General features: G+C 69.8%; 25 protein-coding genes and 1 pseudogene. 17 read left to right on the plus strand and 9 right to left on the minus strand.

The features are described from left to right. Positions 1–23 precede the first annotated feature (23 nt). From IEY88_RS22735 to IEY88_RS22760, 6 genes are all read left to right on the plus strand, one after another. Entirely contained in the window at positions 24–602 is a 579-nt protein-coding gene (locus tag IEY88_RS22735; protein WP_229693644.1) for a uridine kinase family protein, read from the plus strand. A gap of 70 nt (positions 603–672) precedes the next feature. After that, the gene (locus tag IEY88_RS22740; RefSeq protein WP_189156833.1) at positions 673–1,683 is read left to right on the plus strand and encodes a DUF7847 domain-containing protein; all 1,011 of its coding nucleotides are present in this window, start codon (positions 673–675) and stop codon (positions 1,681–1,683) included. After that, a complete protein-coding gene (locus tag IEY88_RS22745) occupies positions 1,670–2,269 on the plus strand; it encodes a DUF4129 domain-containing protein (protein ID WP_189156834.1) in 600 nt (199 codons plus the stop codon). Before IEY88_RS22740 ends, IEY88_RS22745 begins: the two co-directional genes overlap by 14 nt. Next, positions 2,266–3,297, plus strand: a complete 1,032-nt coding sequence (locus IEY88_RS22750) for a DUF4350 domain-containing protein (RefSeq protein WP_189156835.1) — start codon at positions 2,266–2,268, stop codon at positions 3,295–3,297. The genes IEY88_RS22745 and IEY88_RS22750 overlap by 4 nt, the downstream gene beginning before the upstream one ends. After that, positions 3,294–4,256: an AAA family ATPase gene (locus IEY88_RS22755; RefSeq protein ID WP_189156836.1), complete on the plus strand. Its 963-nt coding sequence runs from the start codon at positions 3,294–3,296 to the stop codon at positions 4,254–4,256. The genes IEY88_RS22750 and IEY88_RS22755 overlap by 4 nt, the downstream gene beginning before the upstream one ends. 1 nt (position 4,257) lies before the next feature. Further along, positions 4,258–5,547, plus strand: a complete 1,290-nt coding sequence (locus IEY88_RS22760) for a DUF58 domain-containing protein (protein WP_189156837.1) — start codon at positions 4,258–4,260, stop codon at positions 5,545–5,547. Between the two features lie 158 nt (positions 5,548–5,705). Here IEY88_RS22760 and IEY88_RS22765 read toward each other — a convergent pair whose 3' ends face one another. Next, positions 5,706–6,713 (minus strand): stage II sporulation protein M, encoded by a 1,008-nt coding sequence (locus IEY88_RS22765; protein WP_189156838.1) that lies wholly within the window; start codon positions 6,711–6,713, stop codon positions 5,706–5,708. 19 nt (positions 6,714–6,732) lie between these two features. Here IEY88_RS22765 and IEY88_RS22770 point away from each other — a divergent pair, with 19 nt between their 5' ends. Next, the gene (locus IEY88_RS22770; RefSeq protein ID WP_229693645.1) at positions 6,733–7,464 is read left to right on the plus strand and encodes an RDD family protein; all 732 of its coding nucleotides are present in this window, start codon (positions 6,733–6,735) and stop codon (positions 7,462–7,464) included. Here the strand turns inward: IEY88_RS22770 and IEY88_RS22775 are convergent. Together IEY88_RS22775 and IEY88_RS22780 are read right to left on the minus strand one after the other, a co-directional pair. Next, a complete protein-coding gene (locus IEY88_RS22775) occupies positions 7,461–8,366 on the minus strand; it encodes a phosphotransferase (RefSeq protein ID WP_189156840.1) in 906 nt (301 codons plus the stop codon). The genes IEY88_RS22770 and IEY88_RS22775 overlap by 4 nt on opposite strands. Next, the gene (locus IEY88_RS22780; RefSeq protein WP_189156841.1) at positions 8,363–8,779 is read right to left on the minus strand and encodes a nuclear transport factor 2 family protein; all 417 of its coding nucleotides are present in this window, start codon (positions 8,777–8,779) and stop codon (positions 8,363–8,365) included. The genes IEY88_RS22775 and IEY88_RS22780 overlap by 4 nt, the downstream gene beginning before the upstream one ends. Before the next feature lie 76 nt (positions 8,780–8,855). Between IEY88_RS22780 and IEY88_RS22785 the strand changes: the two genes are divergently transcribed. Beyond that, positions 8,856–9,386, plus strand: coding sequence for a TetR/AcrR family transcriptional regulator (locus IEY88_RS22785; protein ID WP_189156842.1), 531 nt, complete (start codon positions 8,856–8,858; stop codon positions 9,384–9,386). Positions 9,387–9,457: 71 nt separating this feature from the next. Here IEY88_RS22785 and IEY88_RS44370 read toward each other — a convergent pair whose 3' ends face one another. The 4 genes and pseudogenes from IEY88_RS44370 to IEY88_RS22800 form a co-directional block, all read right to left on the minus strand. Further along, positions 9,458–10,204 (minus strand): energy-coupling factor ABC transporter ATP-binding protein, encoded by a 747-nt coding sequence (locus IEY88_RS44370; RefSeq protein WP_229693720.1) that lies wholly within the window; start codon positions 10,202–10,204, stop codon positions 9,458–9,460. A 30-nt stretch (positions 10,205–10,234) separates the two neighbouring features. Beyond that, a pseudogene (cbiQ, locus tag IEY88_RS44375) lies at positions 10,235–10,873 on the minus strand (cobalt ECF transporter T component CbiQ); the annotation flags it as partial. Further along, positions 10,873–11,154 (minus strand): PDGLE domain-containing protein, encoded by a 282-nt coding sequence (locus IEY88_RS22795; protein WP_189156844.1) that lies wholly within the window; start codon positions 11,152–11,154, stop codon positions 10,873–10,875. The pseudogene cbiQ and the gene IEY88_RS22795, both read right to left, overlap by 1 nt. Continuing rightward, positions 11,151–11,837 carry an energy-coupling factor ABC transporter permease gene (locus IEY88_RS22800; protein ID WP_189156845.1) on the minus strand — a complete coding sequence of 229 codons (687 nt, stop codon included), beginning with the start codon at positions 11,835–11,837 and terminating at the stop codon, positions 11,151–11,153. Before IEY88_RS22800 ends, IEY88_RS22795 begins: the two co-directional genes overlap by 4 nt. Positions 11,838–11,995: 158 nt before the next feature. On the opposite strand from IEY88_RS22800, the gene IEY88_RS22805 reads away from it, so the two are divergent. After that, positions 11,996–14,242, plus strand: coding sequence for a glycosyl hydrolase family 95 catalytic domain-containing protein (locus tag IEY88_RS22805; protein WP_189156846.1), 2,247 nt, complete (start codon positions 11,996–11,998; stop codon positions 14,240–14,242). Between the two features lie 51 nt (positions 14,243–14,293). Then, the gene (locus tag IEY88_RS22810) at positions 14,294–15,643 is read left to right on the plus strand and encodes a pyridoxal phosphate-dependent decarboxylase family protein (protein WP_189156847.1); all 1,350 of its coding nucleotides are present in this window, start codon (positions 14,294–14,296) and stop codon (positions 15,641–15,643) included. A gap of 96 nt (positions 15,644–15,739) precedes the next feature. On the opposite strand, the gene IEY88_RS22815 is transcribed toward IEY88_RS22810, so the two are convergent. Beyond that, positions 15,740–16,315, minus strand: a complete 576-nt coding sequence (locus IEY88_RS22815) for a MarR family winged helix-turn-helix transcriptional regulator (protein WP_030481763.1) — start codon at positions 16,313–16,315, stop codon at positions 15,740–15,742. A gap of 317 nt (positions 16,316–16,632) precedes the next feature. Between IEY88_RS22815 and IEY88_RS22820 the strand changes: the two genes are divergently transcribed. Both IEY88_RS22820 and IEY88_RS22825 read left to right on the plus strand, forming a co-directional pair. Next, positions 16,633–17,967, plus strand: a complete 1,335-nt coding sequence (locus tag IEY88_RS22820) for a glutamine synthetase family protein (RefSeq protein WP_229693646.1) — start codon at positions 16,633–16,635, stop codon at positions 17,965–17,967. A 10-nt stretch (positions 17,968–17,977) separates the two neighbouring features. Further along, positions 17,978–20,464 (plus strand): DEAD/DEAH box helicase, encoded by a 2,487-nt coding sequence (locus IEY88_RS22825; RefSeq protein ID WP_189156849.1) that lies wholly within the window; start codon positions 17,978–17,980, stop codon positions 20,462–20,464. 3 nt (positions 20,465–20,467) lie between these two features. On the opposite strand, the gene IEY88_RS22830 is transcribed toward IEY88_RS22825, so the two are convergent. Beyond that, a complete protein-coding gene (locus IEY88_RS22830) occupies positions 20,468–21,805 on the minus strand; it encodes a hypothetical protein (protein ID WP_189156850.1) in 1,338 nt (445 codons plus the stop codon). A 231-nt stretch (positions 21,806–22,036) separates the two neighbouring features. On the opposite strand from IEY88_RS22830, the gene IEY88_RS22835 reads away from it, so the two are divergent. From IEY88_RS22835 to IEY88_RS22855, 5 genes are all read left to right on the plus strand, one after another. Further along, positions 22,037–22,324, plus strand: a complete 288-nt coding sequence (locus IEY88_RS22835; RefSeq protein WP_189156851.1) for a hypothetical protein — start codon at positions 22,037–22,039, stop codon at positions 22,322–22,324. 252 nt (positions 22,325–22,576) lie between these two features. Then, positions 22,577–23,479 (plus strand): LytR/AlgR family response regulator transcription factor, encoded by a 903-nt coding sequence (locus tag IEY88_RS22840; RefSeq protein WP_189156852.1) that lies wholly within the window; start codon positions 22,577–22,579, stop codon positions 23,477–23,479. After that, on the plus strand, positions 23,476–23,877 hold the full coding sequence (locus tag IEY88_RS22845; RefSeq protein WP_189156853.1) for a hypothetical protein: 402 nt from the start codon (positions 23,476–23,478) through the stop codon (positions 23,875–23,877). The genes IEY88_RS22840 and IEY88_RS22845 overlap by 4 nt, the downstream gene beginning before the upstream one ends. Continuing rightward, the gene (locus tag IEY88_RS22850) at positions 23,874–25,616 is read left to right on the plus strand and encodes a sodium/solute symporter (RefSeq protein WP_189156854.1); all 1,743 of its coding nucleotides are present in this window, start codon (positions 23,874–23,876) and stop codon (positions 25,614–25,616) included. Before IEY88_RS22845 ends, IEY88_RS22850 begins: the two co-directional genes overlap by 4 nt. A gap of 13 nt (positions 25,617–25,629) precedes the next feature. After that, complete coding sequence (locus tag IEY88_RS22855; protein WP_189156855.1) at positions 25,630–26,805, plus strand: sensor histidine kinase; 1,176 nt, start codon at positions 25,630–25,632, stop codon at positions 26,803–26,805. Positions 26,806–26,874: the final 69 nt, after the last annotated feature.

The raw sequence follows: 26,874 nt of genomic DNA on the forward strand, positions 1-26,874 counted from the left end.
GTCATGTGCGAGGATCGCGTTCCGTGCCCATCCCTCGTGCCGTGCTGCTCGCCGGACCCTCCGGCTCAGGCAAGTCGACACTCGCCGCCCACCTCGGCTGGCCGGTCCTGCGCCTCGACGACTTCTACCGCGACGGCGACGACCCGTTGCTACCGCGCGACGAGCACGGCCGGGCCGACTGGGACGACGTCCGCTCATGGAACGCCGACAAGGCGCTGCGGGCCGTGATCGAGCTGTCGGACACCGGCAGGGTCCAGGCGCCGGTCTACTCCATCAGCGAGGACCGCGCGGTCGGCACCCAGACGATCGAGCTCGGCGGCGCGCCCGCGTTCATCGCGGAGGGCCTGTTCGCGGACCTGCTCGTCCAGGGCGCCAGGGAGGCCGGGGTGCTGCGGGACGCGATCGTGCTCGCGCCCAGTCCGCCCGTCACGTTCGTGCGCCGGTTCGCCCGTGACGTCGCCGAGGCCCGCAAGCCGGTGCCGACGCTGGTCAGGCGCGGGTTGCGGCTCATGCGGGAGCAGCCGCAGGTAGTCAGGCGGTGCGTCAGCGCGGGCATGCGGCGCACGACACCGTCCCAGGCTCGGACCGAGCTCGTTTCGTGATCAGGTTGCCCGGTGGCGGTGGGCCTGTTCTGGCAGGATGCCGCTCACACCACGACCGGGGGTAGCCGAGATGTCCGAAACGCCCGGCTGGTCCTCACCGGACCAGCCACAGAACCAGCCGCAGCAGCCGCAGTACGGGCAGCAGCCGCCCCAGTACGGCCAGCAGCCGGGGTACAACGCCCCGCCGCCGCCCGGAGCGGGCCCCACGATCAAGCCCGGCGTGATCCCGCTGCGCCCGCTGGCCGTCGGCGAGATCGTCGACGGCGCCATCACGACGATGCGCCGCTACCCGAAGCTGATCATCGGCGCTGCCGCCGTCGTCGCCGCGATCACGCAGATCGTCGGCCTGCTGGTGCAGCTGCCGTTCCTCGACGACCTCACCGCGGTCGTGGCGCTCGACCCGAACACGGTCACGCAGGAACAGGCGATGGACCAGCTCACCACCGCCATCACCGGCTTCTTCACCGGCACGCTGCTCAGCGTCCTGCTGCTGCTGATCGGCACGGTGTTCCTGTCGGGCTTCATCACCGTCATCGTCGGCCACGCCGTGCTGGGCAAGCCGGTCACGTTCGCGCAGGCGTGGGACGAGTTCAAGCCCCGGCTGCTGCCGCTGCTCGGCGCGACGCTGCTCTCCGGTCTCGTGATCACCATCGGCCTGGTCCTCTGCATCGTGCCCGGCATCTGGCTGTGGGTGCTGTTCGCCCTCGTCACGCCCGCGCTGGTGCTGGAGCGCTGCGGCGTCACGGCCGCGTTCGGCCGCTCGAAGAAGCTCGTGAACGGCGCGTGGTGGCGGACGTTCGGCATCCTGCTGCTCACCGTCGTCATCGGCTGGGTGATCAGCTGGATCATCAGCCTGCCGTTCGGCCTGCTGGGCGCGGCGACGACCGGTTTCTCCGCCGACCCGTCGGCGGCGCTCAGCGCCGGCTCGCTGATCCTGTCGACGATCGGCGCGATCATCGCCTCGACGATCACGCTGCCGTTCAGCTCCGCGGTGACCGTGCTGCTCTACGTCGACCGCCGGATGCGTTCCGAGGGCATGGACATCGAACTCCAGCGGGCCGCAGGGCATGGCGGTATCTGACGTACCGGTAGATCTCGGTCGCGACGAGGCGAGGGAGGCGGCCGTCCGGGAGCTCAGCGACCCGGCGTACGTCTCCGACGACCCGAACCCGCTCGAACGTGCGATCGACTGGGTGCTGGAACGCCTCGGCGAGCTCTTCGCCGGGGCGGGCGGCATGAGCGGCCTCACCGCGGTCGTGATCGTCATGGCCGTGGTGGTGCTGATCGTCATCGTCATCCGGCTCCGTGTCGGGCGCACGGGCCGTGCGCTGCGGTCGAGCGGCACGGTGTTCGGCTCGGCCGTCATGACGGCGGCGGAGCACCGGGCCGCCGCCGAGAAGGCCGCCGCCGCGGGCGACTTCGCCGAGGCCGTGCGTGAACGTTTCCGCGCGGTGGTGCGCGAACTGGAGCAACGGGGCGTGCTCGACGCACGGGCCGGCCGCACCGTGGACGAGGTCGCTTTCGAGGCGGGCCAGGCACTTCCGGTGCTCGCCGGCGACCTGCGCGGCGCGGCGGTGCAGTTCGACGACGTCTGGTACGGCGGCAGGCCCGCGACGGCGGAGGGGTACCAGGCGCTGGTCTCCGTGGACGGCAAGGTGCGGGGATGACGGCGGTGTCCCCCGACTCCGGGAGGATCTGGACGGCCGCGCGCGGCCCCGTGCTGATCGGCGTGGTCATCCTCTTCGCGGCGATCGTGATCACGCTGCTGCGCGGCGGCGGCGAGGGCGGCGCGCTCGACCCCCGCTCGTTCCGGCCGGAGGGCAGCCACGCGGTCGCGGACTTGCTGGAGCAGAACGGTGTGCGCGTCGAGCTCACCGACAACGCGTCCTCTATGGACGGTGCGACGCTGTTCGTGACGCAGCCGGACCTGATCGACCCGGACCGGCTCGCGGACCTGAGCAGCCGGGCCGCGGCGACCGTGTTGCTCGCGCCCGCGACGGGGGTGAGCCGACTGGAGCCCGAGACCCGTGATCCGGGCTGCTCGCTGGCGGCCAAGGCCGGCCGGGCGACCACGGGCGGGTTCGTCTACGAGGGCGAAGAGCGGTGCTACGACTCGACGCTGGTCCGCACGGGCACGGTGACGATGATCGGCTACGGCGGGATCTTCACCAATCGCGACATCGACGAGGAGGGCAACGCGGCGCTCGCGTTGTCGTTGCTGGGCCAGCACGAACGGCTCGTCTGGTACGTGCCGTCGGCGGCGGACCGGTCGCAGCAGAAGTCGCTGACCGACCTGATCCCGGACGGCTGGAAGTTCGGCGCGTTCCAGCTCGGCATCGCGGCCGTGCTGATCGCGCTGTGGCGGGCCCGCAGGCTCGGCCGGGTGGTGCCCGAACCGCTCCCGGTGGTGGTGCGCGCCGCCGAGACCGTGGAGGGCAGGGCGCGGCTGTACCGCCGGTCGCACGCCGCCCCGCACGCCGCTTCGGTTCTGCGCCAGGCGACCCGTGATCGGCTGGCGCCGCTGCTGGGGGTGCCGCAGGGCGACGACCCGTCCGAGGAGATCGCCCGCAGGACCTCGCGTCCCGTCGCTTCGGTGCGGGCGCTGCTTGACGACAGGGAGCCGGTGGACGACCGGGGGTTGGTCGCGCTGGCCCACGAGCTGGACGTTCTGGAGAACGAGGTGCGCAAGGCATGACGGCAGTGGTCACCACCGAGGAAGCCCGTACGGCGCTGGTGGCGTTGCGCGCGGAGATCGGCAAGGCCGTGGTGGGCAACGACGCCGCCGTGACGTCGCTGATCCTCGCGTTGCTGTGCAAGGGACACGTGCTGCTGGAAGGTGTTCCGGGCGTCGCGAAGACGTTGCTCGTGCGTGCTCTTGCGCGCGCGTTGGACCTGTCGACGACGCGCGTGCAGTTCACGCCGGACCTGATGCCCGGCGACCTGACGGGTTCGCTGGTCTACGACTCGCACAACGCGGCGTTCTCGTTCCGCGAGGGCCCGGTGTTCACGAACCTGCTGCTCGCCGACGAGATCAACCGGACGCCGCCGAAGACGCAGTCCGCGTTGCTGGAGGCAATGGAGGAACGGCAGGTCTCCGCCGACGGCAAAACGCGGCCGCTGCCGTCGCCGTTCATCGTCGTGGCGACGCAGAACCCGGTGGAGTACGAGGGCACCTACCCGTTGCCCGAGGCGCAGCTCGACCGGTTCCTGCTGAAGGTGACGATGCCGATCCCCGCGCGGGAGCACGAGATCGACGTGCTGACGCGGCACGCGTCCGGCTTCGACCCGCGTGATCTGTCGTCGTTGTCGCCGGTGGCCAGTGCGGCGCACCTGGAGGCGGGAACGGCGGCCGTGCGTTCGCTGGTCGTCGCTCCCGAGGTCATCGCGTACGTCGTGGACGTGTGCCGTGCGACCCGTCAGTCTCCGGCCGTGCGTCTGGGCGTTTCTCCCCGTGGCGCGACGGCCCTGCTGGCTGCCGCACGGGCGTGGGCGTGGCTCTCGGGCCGTGACTACGTGACGCCGGACGACGTGAAGGCGCTCGCACGGCCCGCGTTGCGGCACCGGCTGGAGCTGCGGCCGGAGGCCGAACTCGAGGGCGTGACGGCGGACGGCGTGCTGGACGGCGTGCTCGGCGCTGTTCAGGTGCCGCGCTGACGTGGCGCTCACGGGCCGCGCGGGGCTGCTCGCGCTCATCGGGGTTCTCGTCGTCGGGCTCCTCTTGCCTTCGTGGCAAGGGATTCTCGTCTTGCTCGGTGTGTTGGTGGCGTGTGTGGCCGTCGATCTCGTGCTGGCGGCTGGCGTCCGGCGGTTGACGTTCTCGCGCGCGGGGGCGACGTCTGTGCGCACGGGCGAGCCGTGTGTGGTGCAGCTGACCGTGCACAACCCCGGCCGTCGGCTGCGTGGCGTTCTGCGTGACGCATGGGCGCCTTCTGCCGGTGTGGTCGTCGACAGAGTCGCGGTCGACGTGCCCGCTGGTGGGTCTCGTGTGCTGTCGTTCGAGCTACGGCCCGTGCGTCGTGGCGATCGCGTCGCGGACCGTGTGACCGTGCGTTCCCACGGCCCGTTGGGCATCGCGGCGCGGCAAGGCTCACACGTCGTGCCGTGGACGGTGCGCGCGCTGCCGCCGTTCCACAGCCGTCGTCACCTTCCGCCACTACTGGAGCGCCTGCGTGAACTTGACGGCCGCCGGGCTTCATTGATCCGTGGCGCGGGCACGGAGTTCGACTCGCTACGCGCGTACGTGATCGGTGACGACGTGCGCTCGATCGACTGGCGTGCGTCGGCACGGTCGACGGACGTGGTGGTGCGCACGTGGCGCCCGGAACGCGACCGTCAGGTGACGATCGTGCTCGACACCGCCCGCACCTCGGCGGGCCGCGTCGACGGCGCGCTGGGCGGCCTGCCACGCCTGGACACGTCGATGGACGCCGCGTTGTTGTTGTCCGCCTTGGCATCGCAGGCCCGCGACCAGGTCGACTTCCTGGCGTTCAGCCACAAGGTGCGCGCCTCGGTACCGCGCGCCACGCTGCCGGTCCTGGTGCAGGCCATGGCACCGCTGGAGGCGGAACTGGTCGAGTTCGACGCCCGCGGTGCCGTCGCCGAGGTGCTCCGCCGCGCCGGTCGCCGCTCGCTCGTCGTGCTGCTGACGTCGCTGGAGCCGTCGATCGAGCACGGCCTGATCCCGTTGCTGCCGACGGTGGCGACACGGCACCACCTGCTGATCGCGTCGGTGTCCGACCCGGCCGTGCACGCGATGGCGGCCGGACGTGGCGACCTGGAGGCCGTGTACGCCGCTGCTGCCGCGGAACGCACTCTGGCCGAACGCCGCCGCCTCACCGCGTTGCTCGCACGACACGGTGTCGACGTGGTGGACGCACTGCCCGATGACCTGCCACGCGCTCTCGCGGACCGTTATCTCTCGTTGAAGGCCGCGGGGAAGCTTTAGGTCGTGTCCTGTAGGTCTGTTCGATGAGAGTCACGGTCGAGAGACTCGGAGGTGGTGCCGCCGGGGCGCCCTCATACCGGAGGTATTCGGGCGTTCCGGCGGTGCCGCCTCCGTGGCCCTCGGCCGCGACTACCGCGGACTGACCTGCAGGACACGACCTAGACGGCGACGGGCGCGACGTCCTCACGTTCGCTCGCGTCCATGTCGCCCGTCTCGCCCTGCCGCGCGGCCCGGCGCCCGATCACGAAGACGTAGAGCAGGAACAACACCTCGGCCACCACACCGATGCCGACGCGGGCCCACGTCGGCAGCCCGGACGGCGTCACGAAGCCTTCCAGCACACCGGAGACCAGCAGCACCAGGACGAGCCCGAGCGCCACCGCGACGACCGACCGTCCTTCTGTCGCAAGGGCTTGGGCACGGGTGCGCTTGCCCGGATCGATCACCTGCCAGCCCAGCCGCATGCCGATCCCAGCCGCCACGAACACCGCCGTGAGCTCCAACAGCCCGTGCGGCGCCAACAGCCCGAGGAACAGCTCTCCGCGCCCCGCGCCGAACATCAGCCCGATGCCGACACCGACGTTCAGGGCATTGGTGAAGAGCAGGTAGATCGGCGGGATCGCGAACAGCACGCCCAGCAGCAGGCAGGCGGCGGCGATCCAGGCGTTGTTCGTCCACACCTTCGCCGCGAACGAGCCGGCCGGGTCGCTGGAGTAGTAGGACTCGTAACCGCCGCCGACTCGCGTCATCTCGCGCAGTTCGTCGGGTGCGGCGATCGAGGCCTGCACGTCGGGGTTGGCCGCGATCCACGCCGCGATGATGCCCGTGACCAGGTAGAACGCGAGCCCGGCCGGCACCCACCACCGCCAGCCCCGGTAGATCGCGGCGGGCAGCCGGTGGGTGAAGAAGCGCGTGAACGTCCGCCAGGCCGGCGTGTGCGTGCCCGTCAGCACCGACCGCGCCCGTGCGACCAGCGCCGACAGCCGTTCGACGGTGGCGGGGTCCGGCATCTGGCTGCGCACGACCGACAGGTGCGTCGTCACCTGCTGGTAGAGCGCGATCAGCTCGTCGGCCTCGGCCCCGTCAAGCCGGCCGGAGCGCTTGACCAGCTGCTCGAGCCGCTGCCACGACGCGCGGTGGCGATCGATGAAGACGTCCAGATCCACGATGAGTCACACTATCCGCGTGGGGGACCTAGTCACCGGTGAAGCGGTAGTTCTTGACCTGCGCGTCGCACAGCTGGCCAGCAGGGCGGTCGCGTTCGCGATCGACGTGGCCGTGCAGTTCGGCCTGCTCGTGCTGATGTTCGTCCTGGCGCCGATCGATCTCGACGACGCGCTGCAGTCCGCGCTGGCACTCTCGTTGCTGATAGTCGTGATGATCGGCTTCCCGACGGCGATCGAGACCGCGACGCGGGGCCGTTCGCTGGGCAAGCTCGCCATGGGCCTGCGGGTGGTGCGCGACGACGGCGGCGCGATCCGCTTCCGCCACGCCCTGGTGCGCTCGCTGGCCGGCTTCGTCGTGGACTTCTGGCTCCTCGGCCTGGGCGGCGCCATCGCCCTGTTCGTCTCGCTGTTCTCGGAGAAGGGCAAGCGGGTCGGCGACTACCTCGCGGGCACCGTCGTGATCCACACGCGCGTGCCCCGCCAGGAGGTGGAGCTCGCCGTGATGCCGCCGCAGCTCGCGGACTGGGCCGCCGGGCTCGACCTGTCGCAGCTGCCGGACGAGCTGGCGCTGGCGGTCCGGCAGTACCTGAGCCGGTACCACGAGCTGTCCGAGCAGGCCCGGTGGGATCTGGGGACCCGGCTGTCGGACGACGTCGGTGCGGCGATCCGGTCGCCTCGGGTGGAGTACACGCATCCGCACCCGTACCTGTCGGCGGTGCTGGCGGAACGGCGGCGGCGCGCGGCGAGCTAGGCGTTCGCCAGCCGCAGGCGTTCAGCACCTTGCGCGCGCACGGCGTCACCTGACGGCGTCGGGTCGCCGTGGAGCACTTCCCACCGTGCGTTGTGCAAGGCGGTCCACATGCTCGCGGCCCACGCGACCTCCACCTCCTCCGTGGAGAACGCACGGCCGCGGACGCGTTGATAGGTCTCGATGAACGCCGCCGAACTCTCCACCGGCACCAACCCCGGCGGTGGCACGTTGGCGAACGCCCCGGAAGCGGCACCGACCAGTGCCGCTTCCGGCTGCCACGCCAGGCTGTCCCAGTCGTGCACCGCCAGCACCGAACCGTCCTGCCAGCGCAGGTTCTGCGCCTCGAAGTCCGCATGCCCCAGCACGCACGGCAACGAGGTCGCCAGCAGCCGCGCACGAACCCGAGCAGCGGCGTCCGACACGTGCGACGGCACCACGCTCTGGTCCCGCGCGTCGAGGAAGTCGATCGCCGGCCACAGCCCGGGACCGGTGTGGTCCCACCGGGCCCAGCGCGGCGACGGCACCGGCGGCGGCACGGAGACGTCGGCCAGCAGAGCCATCAGCCGGGCGAACACTTCCGCATAGCGCCGGGCCACCGAAGGCGAGGTGCCGCGCAGCATCTCCCCGCCGGGCAACGGGTCCTCGGCGTGCACGGCCAATCCGTCCGACACCAGGACCGGTGTCAGCGGGCGGGGGCACGGGAACCCTCGCTCAGCCAACGACTGCTGTGCCGCAAGGCAAGAGGCCGCACGGCCGTCGTCCGGGCGGACCTTCACGTACGCCCCGCGGCCATCCGCCAGCAGCACGCCGAAGACCGACGAGATCGACACCCGTTCGTACCGCACCTCGGCGACCGGGCTCCCCAGCGCCGACGTGCACCAAGCGAACAGGTCGAAGGTCATACGCCGAGGAGTTCCTGCAGCAGCAACGGGTTCATGTAGTCGTCGTAGCGGACGACCTCGCCGTCACGCAAGTGGATGATGGCCACGGCGGTGAACGTGTAGTAGTCCTGCTTCACCTTCGACCAGCCTCGGTGGGTGGTCTCGGCCACGGCGACGTCCGGGTCGTTGGTGCGCCAGCACCGGGTTTCGACGCTCTGCACCTCGATCTTCTCCCGCACGCCGGCGCCCCGGACCTTGCCGAAGTACGCGCGGATCTCCTCGCGGCCCCTGATCTCCGGCGGCTGGTGGTGCGTCGGGAACCGGTAGGCCATGACGCCGTCCTCGGCGAAGAGGTCGGCGAACTGGCCGTGCGTCTCCTCCCCCGCCACCATCCTGCGGACGTGTTCGACGATCTGCTCGAGCGTGCGCGTCATGTCGTCTCCCCAAAAGTAGAATCGGAACGGTGACCCCGTTTAGGACGATACGGAACGCACGCCCCGGTTGGCAACGATGAGGGCCGACGCGGCGCGGAACCGCGAGAAGGTGCTGGACGCGGCACGGGAGCTGTTCGCCACTCAGGGCTTCGAGGTGCCGCTGGACGAGATCGCGACCAGGGCCGGCGTGGGGCCGGGCACGGTCTACCGGCACTTCCCGACGAAGCAGGCGTTGTTCCAGGCCGTCACGGAGACGCGGGTGGCCGCCATGATCGCGTCGGCCGAGGAGCCCGCGGACAGCCCCGAGCAGGCGTTGTTCGCATTCCTCACCAAGATGGCGGACGAGGCTGCGGTGAAGCGGGACATGTCCGACGCCATCACCGTGTCACCCGAGTTGCGGAAGGGCCTGCACGCGGCGCTCGGCGGTCTGCTCCAGAAGGCGCAGGAGGCGGGTGGCGTGCGCCAGGACGTCACGGCCACGGACCTCGTGGTGCTCATGAAGGGGATGCTGCAGAGCATGCACGAAGGTGCGAATCCCGCTGTGCTGCTGGAGATCGTGCTGGGCGGCCTTCAGTCACACGTCAGCTCGCCGGACCACGCGCGGTAGTCCTTGCGTTCGTTCCACGGCGCGATCACAGCGGCGGCCGGCTGCGGAGTGTCCTGCTGGGACGGTTGCCTTCAGTCGAGGCGGAAGCCGTAGGGCAGTTCGAGGCGGTGGCGGGCGAGCAGTTCCGAGTCGGCGAGGATCTCGCGGGTCGGGCCGTCCGCCACGACCACGCCGTCGTCGATCAGCACGCTGCGGGGGCAGATCTGCAGCGCGAACGGCAGGTCGTGCGTGACCATGAGCATCGTGGGGGCCAACGAGAGCAGCAGCTCGGCCAGTTCGCGGCGGGCCACCGGTTCGAGGTTCGCCGACGGCTCGTCGAGCACGAGGATCTCCGGCGCGCAGGCCAGCACGGACGCCAGGGCGACGCGACGCCGTTGACCGCCCGACAGGTGCAGCGGTGAGCGGTCCGCGACCGACTCCATGCCGACGGCGCCCAACGCCCGCGCGACTCGTTCGTCCACATCGGACATGCCGAAGTTGCGCGGTCCGAACGCGACGTCCTCGGCCACCGTCGGGCAGAACAGCTGGTCGTCGGGGTCCTGGAAGACGAGGCCGACGCGGCGCCGGATCTCGCGCAGGTTCTGCTTGCGGACCTCGAGCCCGGCGATGGAGATCGACCCCGAGCCGCCGGACAGGACTCCGTTGAGGTGCAACGCGAAGGTGGTCTTGCCGGCGCCGTTCGGGCCGAGCACCGCGACCCGTTCGCCCTGCTCGACGCGCAGGTCGACGCCGAACAGCGCCTGGTGGCCGTCCGGGTAGGCGAACGCGAGCTTCGAGACCTCCAGGGCAGGGGCGGCGGGGGTCTCCGGGACGATCATCGCGGAGCCTCCCGGACTGCCCGTCCAGCCACGCGACACCATCGCGAGGTGCACCCTCTCTCCGCGTTCGTAGGACCGGATGAACAACGTGCCGACCGCGCGTGCGGTCGCGCCCGCCTGCCACAGGAACCGCGGGTCGTCGCCGCGGGAGATGCGGGCGACGCGCATGCGTTTCGCCTCGCCCACCACGACCTCGCCGTAGCGCAGCATCAGCGTGGCGATCATGATCAACGGCGCGGGCACGCGCAACGTCTGCAGTCCCCGCAGCAGGTCCCCCGGCGCGGTCGTGGCGGCCAGCGTGAGGCTGACGAGGACGCCCAGCGTGCCCTTGGCGAGGATGTTCCAGCCCGCCAGGGACCCTTCCACGGACACGGACAGGCCCAGGAAGCCGGTGCGCGGATCCGTGCCGAAGATCGGCAGCAGGAACGCGAGCACGACGAACGGCACCTCGATCACGACGCGCTTCACGAACCACAGCACGGGAACCCGCGCGACGAACCACACCGCGACGATCAGCAGCAGGTAGACGCCGAACAACGGGAACCACGTGCGCGGGGTCGCCACGACGCCCAGCACCGCCCCGAACGCCACGAGGATCTTCACGTGGGGCGCGAGGCGGTGCACCGGCGAAGAGCCGGCGTGGTGCAGGACGTCGTGAGCGCCGCCCACTACGCGTCGGACTTCTTGCGCAACAACCAGAACAGGCCGAACGAGAGGCCCAGCACCACGACCACGCCGAGCACGCCCGCGAGACCCGTGAACTTGTCGTCACCGCCGAGCGCGTAGTCGGCGAACGTGCTGCCGGAGAACGGGTGCTCCTGAGCGTGCTCGGCGATGCCGGTGTCCTCGACGGTCTTGTCGAGGCCGTCCGGGTCGCCGGAGGCGAAGTACGACAGCACTCCTGCGATCAGCAGTGACACGAACGCGAACCCGATGAAGAACTTCTTCACGACCGTACCTCCAACGGCTTCTGGTTGCCCTTGAGCAGGTAGACGAGGTCGGGCCGGATCGACGCGACGGACGTGACGGTGACGGCCGTAATCACGCCCTCGCCGATGCCGATCAACGCGTGCAGGCCCCACATCAGCAACGCGACCTTGCCGATCTCCACGCCGCCCGCGCCACCGATCGCGTACTCGACGACGAACCCGGTGGCGGCCAGCATCGTGTTGACGAACGCGGAGACGAACGCGACGGCCGCGAGCCCGCCCTTGCCCTTCGCGGCGAACTTGCGCAGCGCCACCGCGACGAGGAACCCGGTCGCGGTGCCGATCAGCGCCATGTTCGTGACGTTGGCGCCCAACGCGGTGAGGCCGCCGTCCGCGAACAGCAGCGCCTGCACCACGAGCACGATCGTCACGCACAGCGCGCCGACGTACGGGCCGACCAGGATCGCCGCGAGCGCGCCACCGAGCAGGTGACCGGAGGCGCCGGGCAGGATCGGGAAGTTGATCATCTGAACGGCGAAGATGAACGTGGCCACCAGGCCCGCCATCGGCGCCGTGCGGTCGTCGAGGTCCGCACGGGCCTTGAGCAACGCGAACCCGACGCCCACCGCCGCTACGACGAGGAAGACGACCGAGACCGGCGCGTTCAGGAGACCGTCGCTCATGTGCATGGCAACAGGTGACATGTGCCGAGACGCTAATTGCCACTCCCCCGCTGTGGCCAGCGCTGTGCAACAACATTTGGCTCACACATCTGTGTCAACGCTCAAGCCACGCGCTAGTCATCGGATGACTTCTGCGGTTAGATCCGTTCCGCCGCCGCCACGGCACGGAGGGACGAACAGTGACAGAGCTGTCGCGTAGAACCTTTTTGTACGGGACGGGCGCGGCCGTGGGGGCGTCCGCACTGGGGACGGGCACCTCGGTCGCAGCGCCGACGATCCCCGAAACATCGGGTCGCAACGTGCACCGGGACGTCGTCCGGGACGCTCGGATGGAATGGAAGCGGCTGCCGGCGAATTGGGGCGATAGTCCCTTTCTGGCCAACGGTTTCCTCGGCGTCCAGGTCTACGCGGGACGCACGGCGAACGAGCTGAAGCTCATGCTCAGCCACTCCGAGGTGCAGGACCAGCGCGAGCACTGGGAGGCCGCGGTCGGCCTGTCCCGGCTGCCGATCGGGTACCTGACCCTGCAGTTCGCCGGCGCGATCACCGCGGTCGACTGGACGCTCGACCTGTGGAACGCCGAACTGACGGGCTCCGTGACGACCACGCAGGGGTCAGCGACGTTCACGATGCTCGTGCACAACTCGCGCAGCACCTTCCTGGCTTCTACAAAAGGTGACGTGACCTGGGGTTTCCAGCCGCTGGAGTCGTCCACGACGCGGCAGATCCGCAGGCCGGCGGACTACACGGCCAACCCCGCGCCCACTCTGGGCACGGCCAACGGTGTCTCCTACGCCGCACAGCCGCTGCTCGCGGGCGGTGGCTACACAACGGCCTGGAAGACCCACAACGGCCGGTTCGCGGCCCACGTGGCGTACACACACCCTGCGGACACGCACACGTCCGACGCGATCCGGGAGGTGCGTCAGGCGCTCGCGATCCCGTTCGAGGTGCTGACACTGCAGCATCGTCGCTGGTGGAACGCGTACTTCGCCAAGTCGCTGGTCTCGGTGCCGGACAAGCTCGTGCAGCGCTTCTACTGGTTGCAGCTCTACAAGATGGCTGCCGCCACGAGGGCCGACGCACCGGTGATCTCCGAGTGGGGCCCGTGGTTCCCCGAGCAGGGCAACAGCTGGACGGCCGTGTGGTGGAACCTCAACGTCCAGATCTCGTACCCGCTGGTCAACGGCTCGAACCACCACGAGCTCGACGCGGTGACGACGACGCTGAAGCGGTTCGAGCACAACCTCGAGCTCAACGTGAACCCCGCCTACCGCGACGGGAACTCGTACGCGATCTGCCATCCCGGCGACCGCACGCTGCGTTCGGGACCGCGCTACTGCGGGGTTCCGGGCGTCGCGCCGAATGACCATACGGGCAATCTTCTGTGGGCCTGCCACAACGTCTGGCTGGGCTACCGGCACACGATGGACAAGAAGATCCTCAAGGACGTCCTCTTCCCGATCCTGACGAAGGCGGTCAACTACTACGCGCGGTTCCTCGTGGAGGGCGCGGACGGGAAGCTCCATCTGCCGGAGACGCGCTCACCGGAGTACGCGAACGCCACGGACACGACGTACGACCTCTCGTTGATCCGCTGGGGTGTGCGCACGCTGCTGTCCATCGAGGAGAACGCACGCTGGCGTGACATCGCGAACCGGCTCGTGCCGTACCACCTCGGTCCGGACGGCGCGTTGATCGGGAAGGACGTGGCGCTCAACGACTCGCACCGCCACTTCTCGCACATGCTGTGGTTCTACCCGTTGCGTGAACTGACGTACGACATGCCGGAGCACCGCGCGCTGATCGACAGGACGTTCGACCACTGGGTCTCGCGGCAGCAGGCGTGGGCCGGGTACAGCTACGGCGCCGCGTCCGCGATGGCGTCGGCGATGGGCCGCCCGGAGGAGGCGCTCCAGTTCCTGCGCTACTTCCTCGACCGCAAGCAGGTCGGCACGAACGCCGTGCTGACCGAGAACACCTTCTACCGCGAGGGCGGCAACCTCGCGATCGAGTCGCCGCTGATGTCCGGCCAGGCCGTGCTGGAGATGATGGTCCAGTCGCACAACAACGTCGTGCGCGTCTTCCCGTCGGTTTCGTCCACTTGGGCCGATGCGTCCATCTCGTCGTTGCGCACGCAAGGCGCGTTCCTCGTGGACGCTTCACGGTCTGGAGGGCGCACCGACTGGGTCAAGATCCATTCCGAGGCGGGCTCGCCTTTGGTGCTGGAGCACGGGATCGCCGGCGACATCGACGTCCGCGACCCGTGGGGCCGGCGCCTGGAGTACAAGACTCGCGGATCGGCCATCGAGATCCCGCTTCGCCGAGGTCAGAGCGCCGTGGTCTCCCGTCGCGGCACGCGTCCCGACACCTCGGCGCGTGATGTGGAAGCCAACGGCTCGTCTTCGCGCTGGGGTCTGCCGTAACGTCCAAATTCGAACATTCGGATGTGTGCGTGAACGAGTGGGGTGTGCGCGGTGGATCTTCAACACTGGCTCAACGAGGCGCTGGCCAACCACGAGAAGTGGACAGCCGACTACGGCACCTTCACACCCCACTCGTCGCTGCAGGTCGACCCGGCGGTCTTCGGCTCGGCGCTCGCCGAGCTGCAGGACCGCCTGCGCGACAACTACCCGTTCTTCCACCCGCGCTACGCGGGCCAGATGCTCAAGCCGCCGCACCCGGCGGCCGTCGTGGGCTACCTGTCCGCGATGCTGATCAACCCGAACAACCACGCCCTCGACGGCGGCCCCGCGACCGCCGCGATGGAACGTGAGGTCGTCTCCGGCCTCGCGACGATGTTCGGCTACGGCGAGCAGCACCTCGGCCACCTGACGTCCAGCGGCACGATCGCGAACCTCGAAGCACTCTTCGTAGCCCGTTCGCTGCATCCGGGCCGTGGCATCGCGTACTCCTCCGAGGCGCACTACACGCACTCACGGATGTGCGGCGTCCTCGGCATCGAGGGCCACCCGGTGCCGGTGGACGGGCTCGGCCGCATGGATCTGGATGCCTTGGAAGAGCTTTTGAAGACCGGCAAGGTCGGCACGGTCGTGGTAACCCCGGGAACTACCGCTCTGGGTGCCATCGAACCGGTGCATCTCGTGCTGGACGTCGCACGCCGCTACGACGTGCGGGTGCACGTGGACGGCGCGTACGGCGGCTTCTTCGCCCTGCTCGCCGGTACTGACCTTGCCCCCGAGCCGTGGGAGGCCATCGGCTCGTGCGACTCCGTGGTGGTGGACCCGCACAAGCACGGCCTACAGCCCTACGGGTGTGGCGCGGTCCTGTTCCGCGACCCGTCCGTGGGCCGCTTCTACCTGCACGACTCCCCGTACACCTACTTCACGTCCGACGAACTGCACCTGGGCGAGATCAGCCTGGAGTGCTCACGAGCGGGCGCCGCGGCGGCGGGCCTCTGGCTGACGCTGCGGCTGCTGCCGCTGACCCGCGACGGCTTGGGCGAGGTGCTGGCGGCTGGACGGCGGGCGGCCGTTCGGTGGGCGTCGATCATCCGCGAGTCGGAGGCGCTGGAGCTCTACCAGGAGCCCGAGCTCGACATCGTGACGTACTTCCCGCGCACCGACCCGCTCACGCTGACGGCCGTGGACGCCGCCTCGCACCGTGTGATGGACACCGGCATGAACGCGCCCGTCGACCCGATCTTCCTGAGCGTGGCACGGGCCTCGAAGAGCGCGTTCGCCGCTCGCCACCCCCAGGTGACGGCCGATGCGGACGGGGCGCGGGTGCTGCGCAGCGTGCTGATGAAGCCGGAGTCGGAGGACTACCTGGACACGCTGCACGCGCGGGTGCTGAGCCTGCTCTGACGCCTGGTCAGGGGGCTGCCCTCTGACCGGCCAGACGGAGAACGAACGCCGAATTGGGCGACTCACACGCGGGTGAGTCGCCCAGTGGACGTCGGATCAGCCGTGCTTGGCGCGCCGCCCGGACCGCCGAGGCGGCAGCGGCGTGTCCCCACGCAGATCCAACCGGCGCTGCTCCCCGTTGGCCTCGAGGTGCGTCACCATGCGGCGCAGCATCTCGGCCAGCGACTGGGCCTCGGAGGACTCCAGCGGGTCTGAGACGAAGACCTCTTCCTCGTTGAACTTGGGGAAGAGGTCCGCCATCAGTTCTTCACCCTCGGGGGTGAGCCGCAGAACCGCGAGGCGCCCGTCGGTCGGGTGGCCCATGCGCTCCAGCAGGCCCCTTGACTGCAGCGTCTTGGCGACGCCCGTCAGGGTCCCCTTGGAGATCCCGGCCTCCTCGGCGACGTAGCGCGTCTCCATCTCGCCCCAGATCCACACGACCCAGAGCACGACGAAGCCGGTCCAGGTCAGATCGCTGGTGCGCAGCACCGAGTTCTCGAGGTGCTGGCGGATCGCGGTGGCGGCGCGGTGGATGTTCGACACCGCTGCCATCTGCTCGCGACGCAGCGGCACCGCACCGAGCTTCGCCTGGACGGCTTTCTCGGTCTCGGCAATCGTGTGGTGACCAGACAACTCAAAGTCTCCCGTGCTCGAGCTCAGGTGTTCCCGGCACAATACTTGCGGTTCCGAACTATGTCTGTGATGTGGTGCGAGTCGATCCGCAACCTCTTTGATCACGATCCCACATCGTGCATGATCTCGTGACGGTCGTCACCCGTCCAGTTACGGACTGTTGCCTCGTGGTGGACGATGAGTGTGGAGCACCGACGGGGGCCGATCACGGCCCCTGCTCCACGGACGGGTCGATAGCGTTTGCCCCTCGACGTTATCCCCTTCCGCGCCAGCAACACACTGTGCCGGAAAGGTAGTTCGACGTGGTCGGTGAACAGGTGACACGGGAACTCGCGGCAAGACTCGGCGAGAGCGGGATCGACGTGGTGCGCGTCGTCTTCCCCGACCTGCTCGGCACCGACCGGGGCCGTGACGTCCTGGTAGAGCACCTACCTGCGGTTACCCAGCGCGGGCTGTCGTTCTGCCGGGCCGTCTACAGCACCACCCCCGGCGGCAAGACCACCGAGAACGGGGGTGTGCTCGACGCCGGGCTGCCCGACGTGATCGTGGTCCCGGACCTCGACACCCTGCTCCCGATCCCGTGGGAGCCGGGTGTGGCGTGGTGCATCGGCGACGCGGTCAGTCCGGCCGACGAAAGACCGGTGGACGAATCGCCCCGGCAGGTGCTGCGCAGGGCGCTGGAAATATTCGAGACCACCGGGCTCACCCCCGTCGTGGGACCCGAGCTGGAATATTTTCTGTGCGAACCGGACGAAGATCGCCCGAACGGGTGGCGTCCTTACTGCGACGAGCCGGGCAACGTCTACGCGACCGGCCGCCGGGGCGATTCAGACGGTCATCTGTTGAGAACTCTTCGCACGCTCAGTTCGGCGGGTCTCCAAACGACCGGCGGCAACCACGAGTACGCGGGTGGGCAGTTCGAAATCAACCTCGTCCATTCGCCCGCCATGGACGCGGCCGATCGCGCGTTCCGCTTCAAGACGAGCGTGAAGGAACTCGCCCGGCGCGAGGGCCGGATGGCGACGTTCATGGCGAAGCCGTTCAACGACGGCGGCGGCAGCGGCTTCCACCTGCACCTGTCGTGCCACGAGAAGGACGGCCGCAACGCGTTCCAGGCGCCGGGCACCACGAGCGGCCTGTCGGACGAGGCGCGCTGGGCCATCGGCGGCATCCTCAAGCACGCCCCGGCGCTGGCCGCGCTGCTCAACCCCACGGTCAACTCCTACAAGCGGTTCGGGCCGGACTCGCTCGCGCCGTGGCTGATCGACTGGGGCCTCGACAACCGCAGCGCGATGCTCCGGGTGCCGGCCGAACGCGGGGACACCACCCGGCTCGAACTGCGGCTCGGCGACGCGAGCGCGAACCCGTACCTCGGCATCGCCGGCCTCATCGCCGCGACCTACCTGGGCATCCGCGACCAGATCGAGCCGCCGCGGCCCTCCGCCGGGTACGGCTACGACCCGTCGAAGGCCCCGACGCTGCCCGGCACGCTGCCGGACGCCCTCGCCCACCTGGAGGAGGACACGTCGATGGTCGACGTGCTGGGCAAGGACTTCGTGCGGTCCTATGTGGACTTCAAGTGGGAGGAGGTGGCCCGGTTCCAGCGGTTCGTGACCGACTGGGAGTTCACCGAATACGCGTACCACCTATAGTTCACCCGCGATGACTGCACTCACGGACCGGCTCACCTCGATCGCCGACGAAGACGAACTGTTCGACGCTTTCTCCCACTGGGCGACCGAGCGCGGCCTGGCGCTGTACCCGGCGCAGGAGGAAGCGGTCATCGAGCTCGTCTCGGGCGCCAACGTCATCCTCAGCACGCCCACGGGGTCGGGCAAGAGCCTGGTGGCCATCGGCGCCCACCTGGTCGCGATGGCGGCCAACCAGCGCAGCTTCTACACCGCGCCGATCAAGGCGCTGGTCTCGGAGAAGTTCTTCGCGCTGTGCGAGGTGTTCGGGCCGGAGAACGTCGGCATGATGACCGGCGACGCCAGCGTCAACGACCAGGCGCCCATCATCTGCTGCACCGCCGAGATCCTCGCGAACATCGCCCTGCGCGACGGCACCGCGGCCGACGTCGGCCAGGTCGTCATGGACGAGTTCCACTTCTACAGCGAGCCCGACCGCGGCTGGGCCTGGCAGGTGCCGATCGTCGAGCTGCCGCAGGCACAGTTCCTGCTGATGTCGGCGACGCTGGGCGACGTCTCGTTCTTCGAGAAGGACCTGACCCGGCGCACCGGCAGGCCGACGGCGGTGGTCCGCTCGGCGCAGCGCCCGGTGCCGCTCAACTTCCAGTACGTCTCCACGCCGTTGCACGAGACGATCGAAGACCTCCTGCACGGCCGTGAGGCGCCGATCTACGTCGTGCACTTCACGCAGGCCGCCGCCCTGGAGCGCGCGCAGTCGCTGATGAGCGTCAACGTCGCGACGAAGCCGGAGAAGGAGGCCATCGCCGCGAAGATGGGCAACTTCCGGTTCTCGTCCGGGTTCGGCAAGACGCTCTCCCGGCTGGTCCGGCACGGCATCGGCGTGCACCACGCCGGCATGCTGCCCAAGTACCGCCGCCTGGTCGAACAGCTCGCGCAGGCGGGCCTGATGAAGGTCATCTGCGGCACGGACACCCTCGGCGTCGGCATCAACGTGCCGATCCGCACGGTCGTGTTCACGGCTCTCGCGAAGTACGACGGCACCCGCACGCGCATCCTCAAGGCCCGTGAGTTCCACCAGATCGCCGGACGGGCGGGCCGCGCGGGCTACGACACCGTCGGCACGGTCGTCGTGCAGGCGCCCGAGCACGAGGTCGAGAACATCAAGGCGCTGGCGAAGGCCGGCGACGACCCGAAGAAGCGCCGCAAGGTCGTGCGCAAGAAGGCCCCCGACGGGTTCGTGTCGTGGAGCGAGTCGACGTTCGAACGGCTCGTCGGCGCCGAGCCCGAGCCGCTGACGTCGTCGTTCCAGGTCTCGCACGCGATGCTGCTGAACGTGATCGGCCGCCCCGCCGGTGGCGCGTTCGGGGCGATGCGGCACCTGCTGGAGGACAACCACGAGGACCGCCCGAAGCAGCTCAGGCACATCCGCCGCGCACTCGCGATGTACAAGGCGCTGGTCGCGGCCGGTGTCGTGGAACGCGACGGCGACGACTTCCGGCTCACCGTGGACCTGCAGTTCAACTTCGCGCTGAACCAGCCGCTGTCGCCGTTCGCGCTGGCCGCGATCGAGCTGCTCGACCGCGAGGCACCGGGCTACGAGCTGGACGTGCTGTCGGTGATCGAGTCCATTCTGGACGACCCGCGGCAGATCCTGGGCGCGCAGGAGCACAAGGCGCGCGGCGAGGCGATCGGCGCGATGAAGGCCGACGGCATCGAGTACGACCAGCGGATGGAACTGCTGGAGGAGGTCACGTACCCGAAGCCCCTCAACGAGCTGCTCGAGGCCGCGTTCTTCACCTACCGCCGCGGCCACCCGTGGGTCGGCGACTACCACCTGTCCCCCAAGGCCGTCGTGCGCGACATGTACGAGCGCGCGATGACGTTCACGGAGTACGTGGCGTTCTACGGCCTCGCCCGCTCCGAGGGCCTCGTGCTGCGGTATCTGGCCGACGCCTACAAGACGCTGTCGCAGACGGTGCCGGACGAGGCGAAGACCGAGGAGCTCAACGACCTGATCGCGTGGCTGGGCGAGCTCGTCCGCCAGGTCGACTCGTCGCTGATCGACGAGTGGGAGAAGCTCACCAACCCGGACGCGCCCGTCGAGGAGGTCCGCGTCGACCTCCCGCCCGCCGTCACCCGCAACGTCCGCGCGTTCCGCGTGCTGGTCCGCAACGCGCTGTTCCGCCGCGTGGAGCTCGCGGCCAAGCGCGACTGGTACTCCCTGGGCGAGCTCGACCACGAGTCGGGCTGGACGGCCAAGGAGTGGATGGACGCGCTGGAGCCGTACTTCGAGGAGCACTCCGACCTGGGCGCGGGCCCGAACGCGCGCGGCCCGGCGTTCCTGATCATCAACGTCGAGCGCGAGCGCTGGGTGTGCCGGCAGATCTTCGAGGACCCGGCCGGGGACAAGGACTGGGGTTTCAACGCCGAGGTCGACCTGGCGGCGTCGGACGAGCTGGGCGAGGCGGTCGTGACGATCACGGACGTCGGCCGCCTCTGACGGTCAGCGGGCGTCGAGGAGCTTCATCAGCCGCCGGGCCTCGTCCGGGCTGACCGGCAGGTACTCCTCGTCCCGCTTGCCCCGGTCGTAGTCCTCCAACGCCCAGCGCGTGGAGCGCCACCCGCCGTCGCCGTGGTAATCGTCTCCAATGCCCGTCCGCCCGGCCTCCGTCCGGTGCAGCCAGAGCACGTTCGTGAGATCGAGCGCGGCGGCCTGGCTGGTGAAGAAGGCGAAGTACCAGTGCCCGTCGTGCGGCCACTCGCTCCCCTGCCTCTCATGGCGGATCCGGGTGGACATCATGAACAACCTGCTCACCTCGAAAGCGGGCGGGATCTCCTCGACCCGCACCCCCGGCTGCTCCGCGGTCCGCGTCAGCAGGGTCGACGGACCCCACGCCAGGTCGCGGGTGAACGCCTCCTCCCGCTCTCCGTCGACCCGGACCACCGCGAGCGGCAGCGGCAGCTCGCCCGGTGCGTCCAGCAGGAGGAAACTCCGGCGGCCGGACCGTGCCGCGATGACCGCCCCGGCTTCCTCCGCGGACACGGCGCGATGGCGGTAGAACACGTGCCAGCCCTGTTCCACCTCGGCGAGCAGCTCCGAGGGGACCCAGCCGGACGCACCGGCGTGGACCTCCTCTCCCGCCGAGGTCCGCCTGATCACGCAGAAGACGTCCCGCGGGTAGTAGCTCCGGCCTTCCACCGTGAAGTACTCGGTTTCGTCCGGCCCCCGGTTCCGCTCCCGGTACACCTCCAGCTCGATCTGCTCCAGGGCCGTCTCGGCGCGATGGACCTCCTCGATCCGCAGGTCTTCCCGGCCGAGCAGGTCGGACGGCTCCCAGCGCAGGTCGCGGGTGTAGGCCTCCTCCGCCGACGGGATCTTCCTGACCACGGCGTGCACCCGGCCGTTCGTCTCGCGCACGACGAACCACGACGGCCGCGTGGCGATCCACTGGAGGCGCTCGAGCTCCTCCTCGCTGATGGGCAGCCGGACTTCCCCGCCGGGGTCCGCTGCCTGCCAGACGTTCTCCCGCCCGAGCCACTCCTCGACGCCGTCCCGCCGGCGCATCACCGCGGTCACGTTGACGAACTCGTCGATCAGGTAGGTCGTCGAGGACACCGCCACGCACGGCAACCCGGCCCGTGCCTCGCGCATGGCCTCGTACACGTGGTCGTAGAACGTGTGACTCTCGACCTGCGTCACGGTCCACCCCGGCTCGGGTGCGGCGAGCACAGCGCAGTCGGCCCACTCCCCCGTGCCGGCGAGCTTCTGTTCCCGGTGACCGTCCACCCGCACCAGAGCGCGCGGAACCGGACCACCGTCCTGAATCACGAAATAGTTCACCGCATCCCCCAGATCGGCCGTGCACAACTCTTACCACGCGAAACCGCGTGCTTTTCGGACTACCGCCGAAACTGCGCGCCAAGTGAGACAAGCGCCTGGTGAGACGGAATGCGCAATCGATTGACCGCGTGGCGCCGTTGGGGGCAACATCATTGCACTGGGCCACAGTGGTCGGGATATGGTGTCGCCCAGTGGCATAAATGGCTGGCGCGGCCTGTCTGGAGGACTGAAGTGGACCCGGCACTGGACGCCTTGCGCGACCGGCTGGCGGAGATCGTCGAGTCGCCGCCGGACAACACCGAGGAGCTCGTGGACACGCTGAGCGGTCTCGCGAAGCTCTCGAACCAGTGGTCCGAGGCGATCCAGGCGTTGCGCGCTCCCACCCGCAGACTGATCGGCCCGGCCGCCGCCGCCTCCGTGAGCGTGGCCGCCCGACGTGCCGAGGAGTCGTTCATCGAGCTGGAGATCACGCTGGGTGACGCGCTGGCGGCTCAGCCGCGCGCGATCCGGCAATCCTGACACCCGATCGGAGGGTTCCCGCTCGTCCTGATCCTGGCGGATGATGCGGCCGATCGGCGTTTCCGGGGCCGGAGGGGGTGCTCGTTCTTTTCGTGCGCACGCTGTGCAACCGGACCCCCGCAGCGGATCACCCTCCGTGAGGGGGCATGATCGCGTATCCGACGCCCTCGGCTCACCAGGCGCGCGATGACCGAACGTGGTCCAATCGCGCCACGTGAGGATCGGCCGTACACAGTTTGGACTCGATCTCGAATGACCTCAGGTCTGCCCTGCCCCATCTGCGAGGGGCCGGATCGACGCGGCAGCCTCGAGCGCTCGCTGCGGGTGCTCGCGGTCGACGACGAGGCACCGGCGCTGGAAGACCTCACCTACCTGTTGCGCTCCGATCCGCGCATCGCCCACGTGGAAGCGGTCACCGACGCGACCAAGGCGCTGCGGGTGCTGCATCGCGCGATGGACGCCGGTCAGCCGTTGGACGCGGTCTTCCTCGACATCCGCATGCCCGGGCTCGACGGTCTCGACCTCGCCCGCGTGCTCTCGCGCTTCGCGCAGCCGCCGCCCGTCGTGTTCGTGACGGCGCACCAGCAGCCCGCCGTGGAGGCGTTCGAGCTCAAGGCGCTCGACTACCTGCTCAAGCCGGTGCGTCAGGAACGGCTCGCGGAGTCCGTGCACCGCATCGTGCACGAGGTGTGGGACTCCAAGACCGCGGCCGAACCCACCACCCCGCCGCCCGCGCAGCCCGCCGGCTCCACGCCGCCGGAGATGGGTGACGAGGTCATCCCCGTCGAGCTCGGGGGCGTCACCCGGTTCATCCGCCTCGCCGACATCCGGTACGTGGAGGCGCACGGCGACTACGCCCGCCTGCACACCGCGACCGGCAGCGGCCTGGTGCGCGCGGCGTTGAACGGCCTCGAGGAACGCTGGCGCAGCGCCGGGTTCGTCCGCATCCACCGCAGCCACCTGGTGTCTCTCGGCCACATCGACGAGCTGCGGCTGGAGGACGGCCACCTGAGCGTCACGATCGGCGGCGCGGTGCTGCCGGTCAGCCGCCGCCACGCCCGCCACCTGCGGCAACTGCTCGTCCGCCGCGCCAGGCCCGCGCCGGTGGCCGGTCCCGCCGGTGTCCTGCAACCGAGGAACGGGCTCGGGTCGTGACGACGCCGCCACCCAGGAGACCGGACCCGAAGCCGACTCAGCGCGTGGTGGTGACGAGCCCGCGCACGCGGGCACCCCGTGCGCGCCGCCCCTACCCCGGCACGCGCGAGATCAACGAGCAGAGCGAGCTCGGTGCCGTCTACATGCGCACGCTGATCCGCGCGCAACGGCGGCTGGGCCTGTCGGTGTGCCTGGTGGCGACCGGGGCGCTGGCGCTGTTGCCGTTGCTGTTCGCGATCGAGCCGGAGCTCGGCAGGTTCCGGATCCTCGGGCTGGGGCTGCCGTGGTTCCTGCTGTGCGTGGCGACGTGCCCGATGCTGCTGCTGGCCGGCTGGTTCTACGTGCGCCAGGCCGAGCGCAGTGAGCGCGAGTTCGCGGAGCTGGTCGAACGTCCATGACGAGTGGGTACGCCATCGTGGCGGTGGTGGTCGTCGCCCTGGGCACGATCCTGGTCGGCGCCTACGGACTGCGCGTCTCCCGCACGACGTCCGACTTCTACGTCGCCTCCCGCACGGTCTCGCCGTGGTGGAACGCCTCCGCGATCGGCGGTGAGTACCTCTCGGCGGCGTCGTTCGTCGGCATCGCCGGGCTGATCTTCGCCTACGGGCCGGACATGCTGTGGTTCCCGGTCGGCTACACCGCCGGGTACCTGGTGCTGCTGACGATGGTCGCGGCGCCGCTGAGGCGGTCCGGCGCCTACACGCTGCCGGACTTCGCCGAGGCCCGCTTCCGGTCCCGCACCGTGCGGGCGGTCGCGTCGGTCCTGGCGCTCGCGATCGGCTGGCTGTACCTGTTGCCGCAGCTGGAAGGCGCGGGCCTGACGCTGAACACGGTCACGGGCGCGCCGGACTGGGTGGGCGCGCTGATCGTCACGGCGGTCGTGACGGCGAACGTGATGTCCGGCGGGATGCGGTCGATCACGTTCGTGCAGGCCTTCCAGTACTGGCTCAAGCTCACCGCGATCACCGTGCCGATCGTGTTCCTGATCGTCGTGTGGCAGGTGCACGGCGCCGACTCGCTGACCGAGCCCGAGTACCCGGTGTTCCGGCAGGACACCGAGGTCGTCTTCCAGCGCTCGACGACGATCCACGCCGAGGAGTTCATCTCCATCAGGGGTACCGGCGAGATCGACGGCGCACGGGTCGAGAACACCGTGGTGGTGCTGCCCGAGGGATACCACCGCATCGGGCAGGGCTCGGAGTTCACGTTCCCGAAGGACGCGCCGGTCCCGCACCTGTCCACGATGGCGCACAACACCAACGAGATGTGGTCGCTGCCGATGTCGAGCGGCCAGGACTTCCCGTTGTACGGGGCCTATTCGCTCATCATCGCGACGTTCCTGGGCACCATGGGCCTGCCGCACGTGATCGTGCGCTTCTACACCAACCCGAACGGCACGGCGGCGCGCCGCACGACGTTGATCGTGCTGGGCCTGCTGTCGGTCTTCTACCTGATGCCACCGATGTACGGCGCCCTCGGCCGCCTCTACACCCCCGAGCTGCTGATGACCGGCCAGACCGACGCGGTGGTGCTCGTGCTGCCGACGCGGATGATCGACGGCATCGGCGGCGAGCTGCTCGGCGCGTTGGTGGCGGGAGGCGCGTTCGCGGCGTTCCTGTCCACGTCGTCGGGCCTGGTGGTGTCGCTCGCAGGAGTGCTCTCCCAGGACGTGCTGCGGCTGGGCGGCGTGCGCGGCTTCCGGATCTCCACGGTGCTCGCGGGCCTGGTGCCGCTCGCGATGACGTTCGTGTCGACCGGCATGCCCGTCGCGGACATGGTCGGCCTCGCGTTCGCCGTCGCCGCGTCCTCGTTGTGCCCGTTGCTGATGCTGGGCATCTGGTCGAGTCGCATCACGACGGCCGGTGCGATCGCGGGCATGCTCGCGGGCGGCGTGCCGGCGTTGACGGCGGGCCTCGTCACGATGTTCACCGACACCGGCGACGCCTGGTACGAGATCCTGCTCTCGCGTCCCGCCGCGTGGACGGTCCCGCTCGGCTTCTCGGTGATGTACGTGGTCTCGCTGCTCACCCAACGGCACGTGCCGCCGGGCGTGCAGCGCACGATGGTCAGGCTCCACGCGCCCGAGAACCTCGGGCTGGACGGCTCCGGTCCCTCCTCGGGCGAAGAGCGCAGTTAGAAGGTGACGTGAAATGCAGGACTTCCTCACCGCCGCCGCGATCCTGATCGTCGGCGGGGCGGCCGTCCTCGTCCTGTGGCGGGGCACGCGCAACAAGCACTCGCTCTCGACCGAGGCCCAGCGCGTCACCTACGAGACCCTCCACACGGCGTGGTCCGCCGCACCTCCGCTGCGCGCGGGCCTCGTCCCGGACGCGGCCAAGAAGTCGGCGAGGCATTTGCGGACGTTGCTCGACACACCCGCCCTCGCGCTGACCGACGAGACCGAGATCATCGCGTGGGAAGGCGTGTCCGAGCACCACGCCCACGAGGCCATGGCGCAGGCCGAGGACGTCTTCCTGACCGGCCGCACCCAGGCGTTCGACATCGGCTGCACCGAACCGAACTGCCCGATCAACTGCGCCGTCGTCGCCCCGCTGACCGTCGAGGGCCGGGTGGTCGGCACGCTGGCGGCCTACTCCCGCGAGGCCTCGGCCGGACTCGTGCGGGCGACGAACCAGGTGGCGCGCTGGGCGGCGGGTCAGCTGGAACTGGCCGAGCTGGACCGGTCGCGGACGCGGCTGGTGGAGGCCGAGGTACGGGCACTGCGCGCCCAGATCTCGCCGCACTTCATCTACAACTCGCTGTCCGCCATCGCCTCCTACGTCCGCACGAACCCGGAGCGCGCCCGGACCCTGCTGCTGGACTTCGCGGACTTCACCCGGTACTCGTTCCGCCGCCACGGCGACTTCACGACGCTGGCCGAGGAGCTGCGGTCGATCGACCAGTACCTGGCGCTGGAGCGGGCCCGGTTCGGCGAGCGGCTGAAGGTGACGTTGCAGGTGGCGCCCGAGGTGCTGCCGGTGACCGTGCCGTTCCTGTGCCTGCAGCCGTTGGTGGAGAACGCCGTCCGGCACGGCATGGAGGGCAAGGTCGAGCCCGGCCACATCCAGATCTACGCGAACGACGGCGGCGCCGAGGCCCACATCACGATCGAGGACGACGGCATCGGCATGGACCCCGAGAAGCTGCGCCGCACGCTCGCCGGGCAGGTGGACGAGTCCGCGGGCATCGGGCTCGGGAACATCGACGAGCGGTTGCGGCGGGTCTACGGGGACGAGTACGGCCTGGTCGTGGAGACGGCGTGCGGGCTGGGCACGAAGATCACCGTGCGGGTGCCGAAGTACCACGCGGGCATCAACGGCATGTGAGCGCACGGAAACGCCGGAGCCACCCTTGTGCAGGGTGACTCCGGCGAAGTGGGGAGGGACTCAGCCGGC

This window comes from Lentzea pudingi (assembly GCF_014646255.1).
GTDB lineage: Bacteria > Actinomycetota > Actinomycetes > Mycobacteriales > Pseudonocardiaceae > Lentzea > Lentzea pudingi.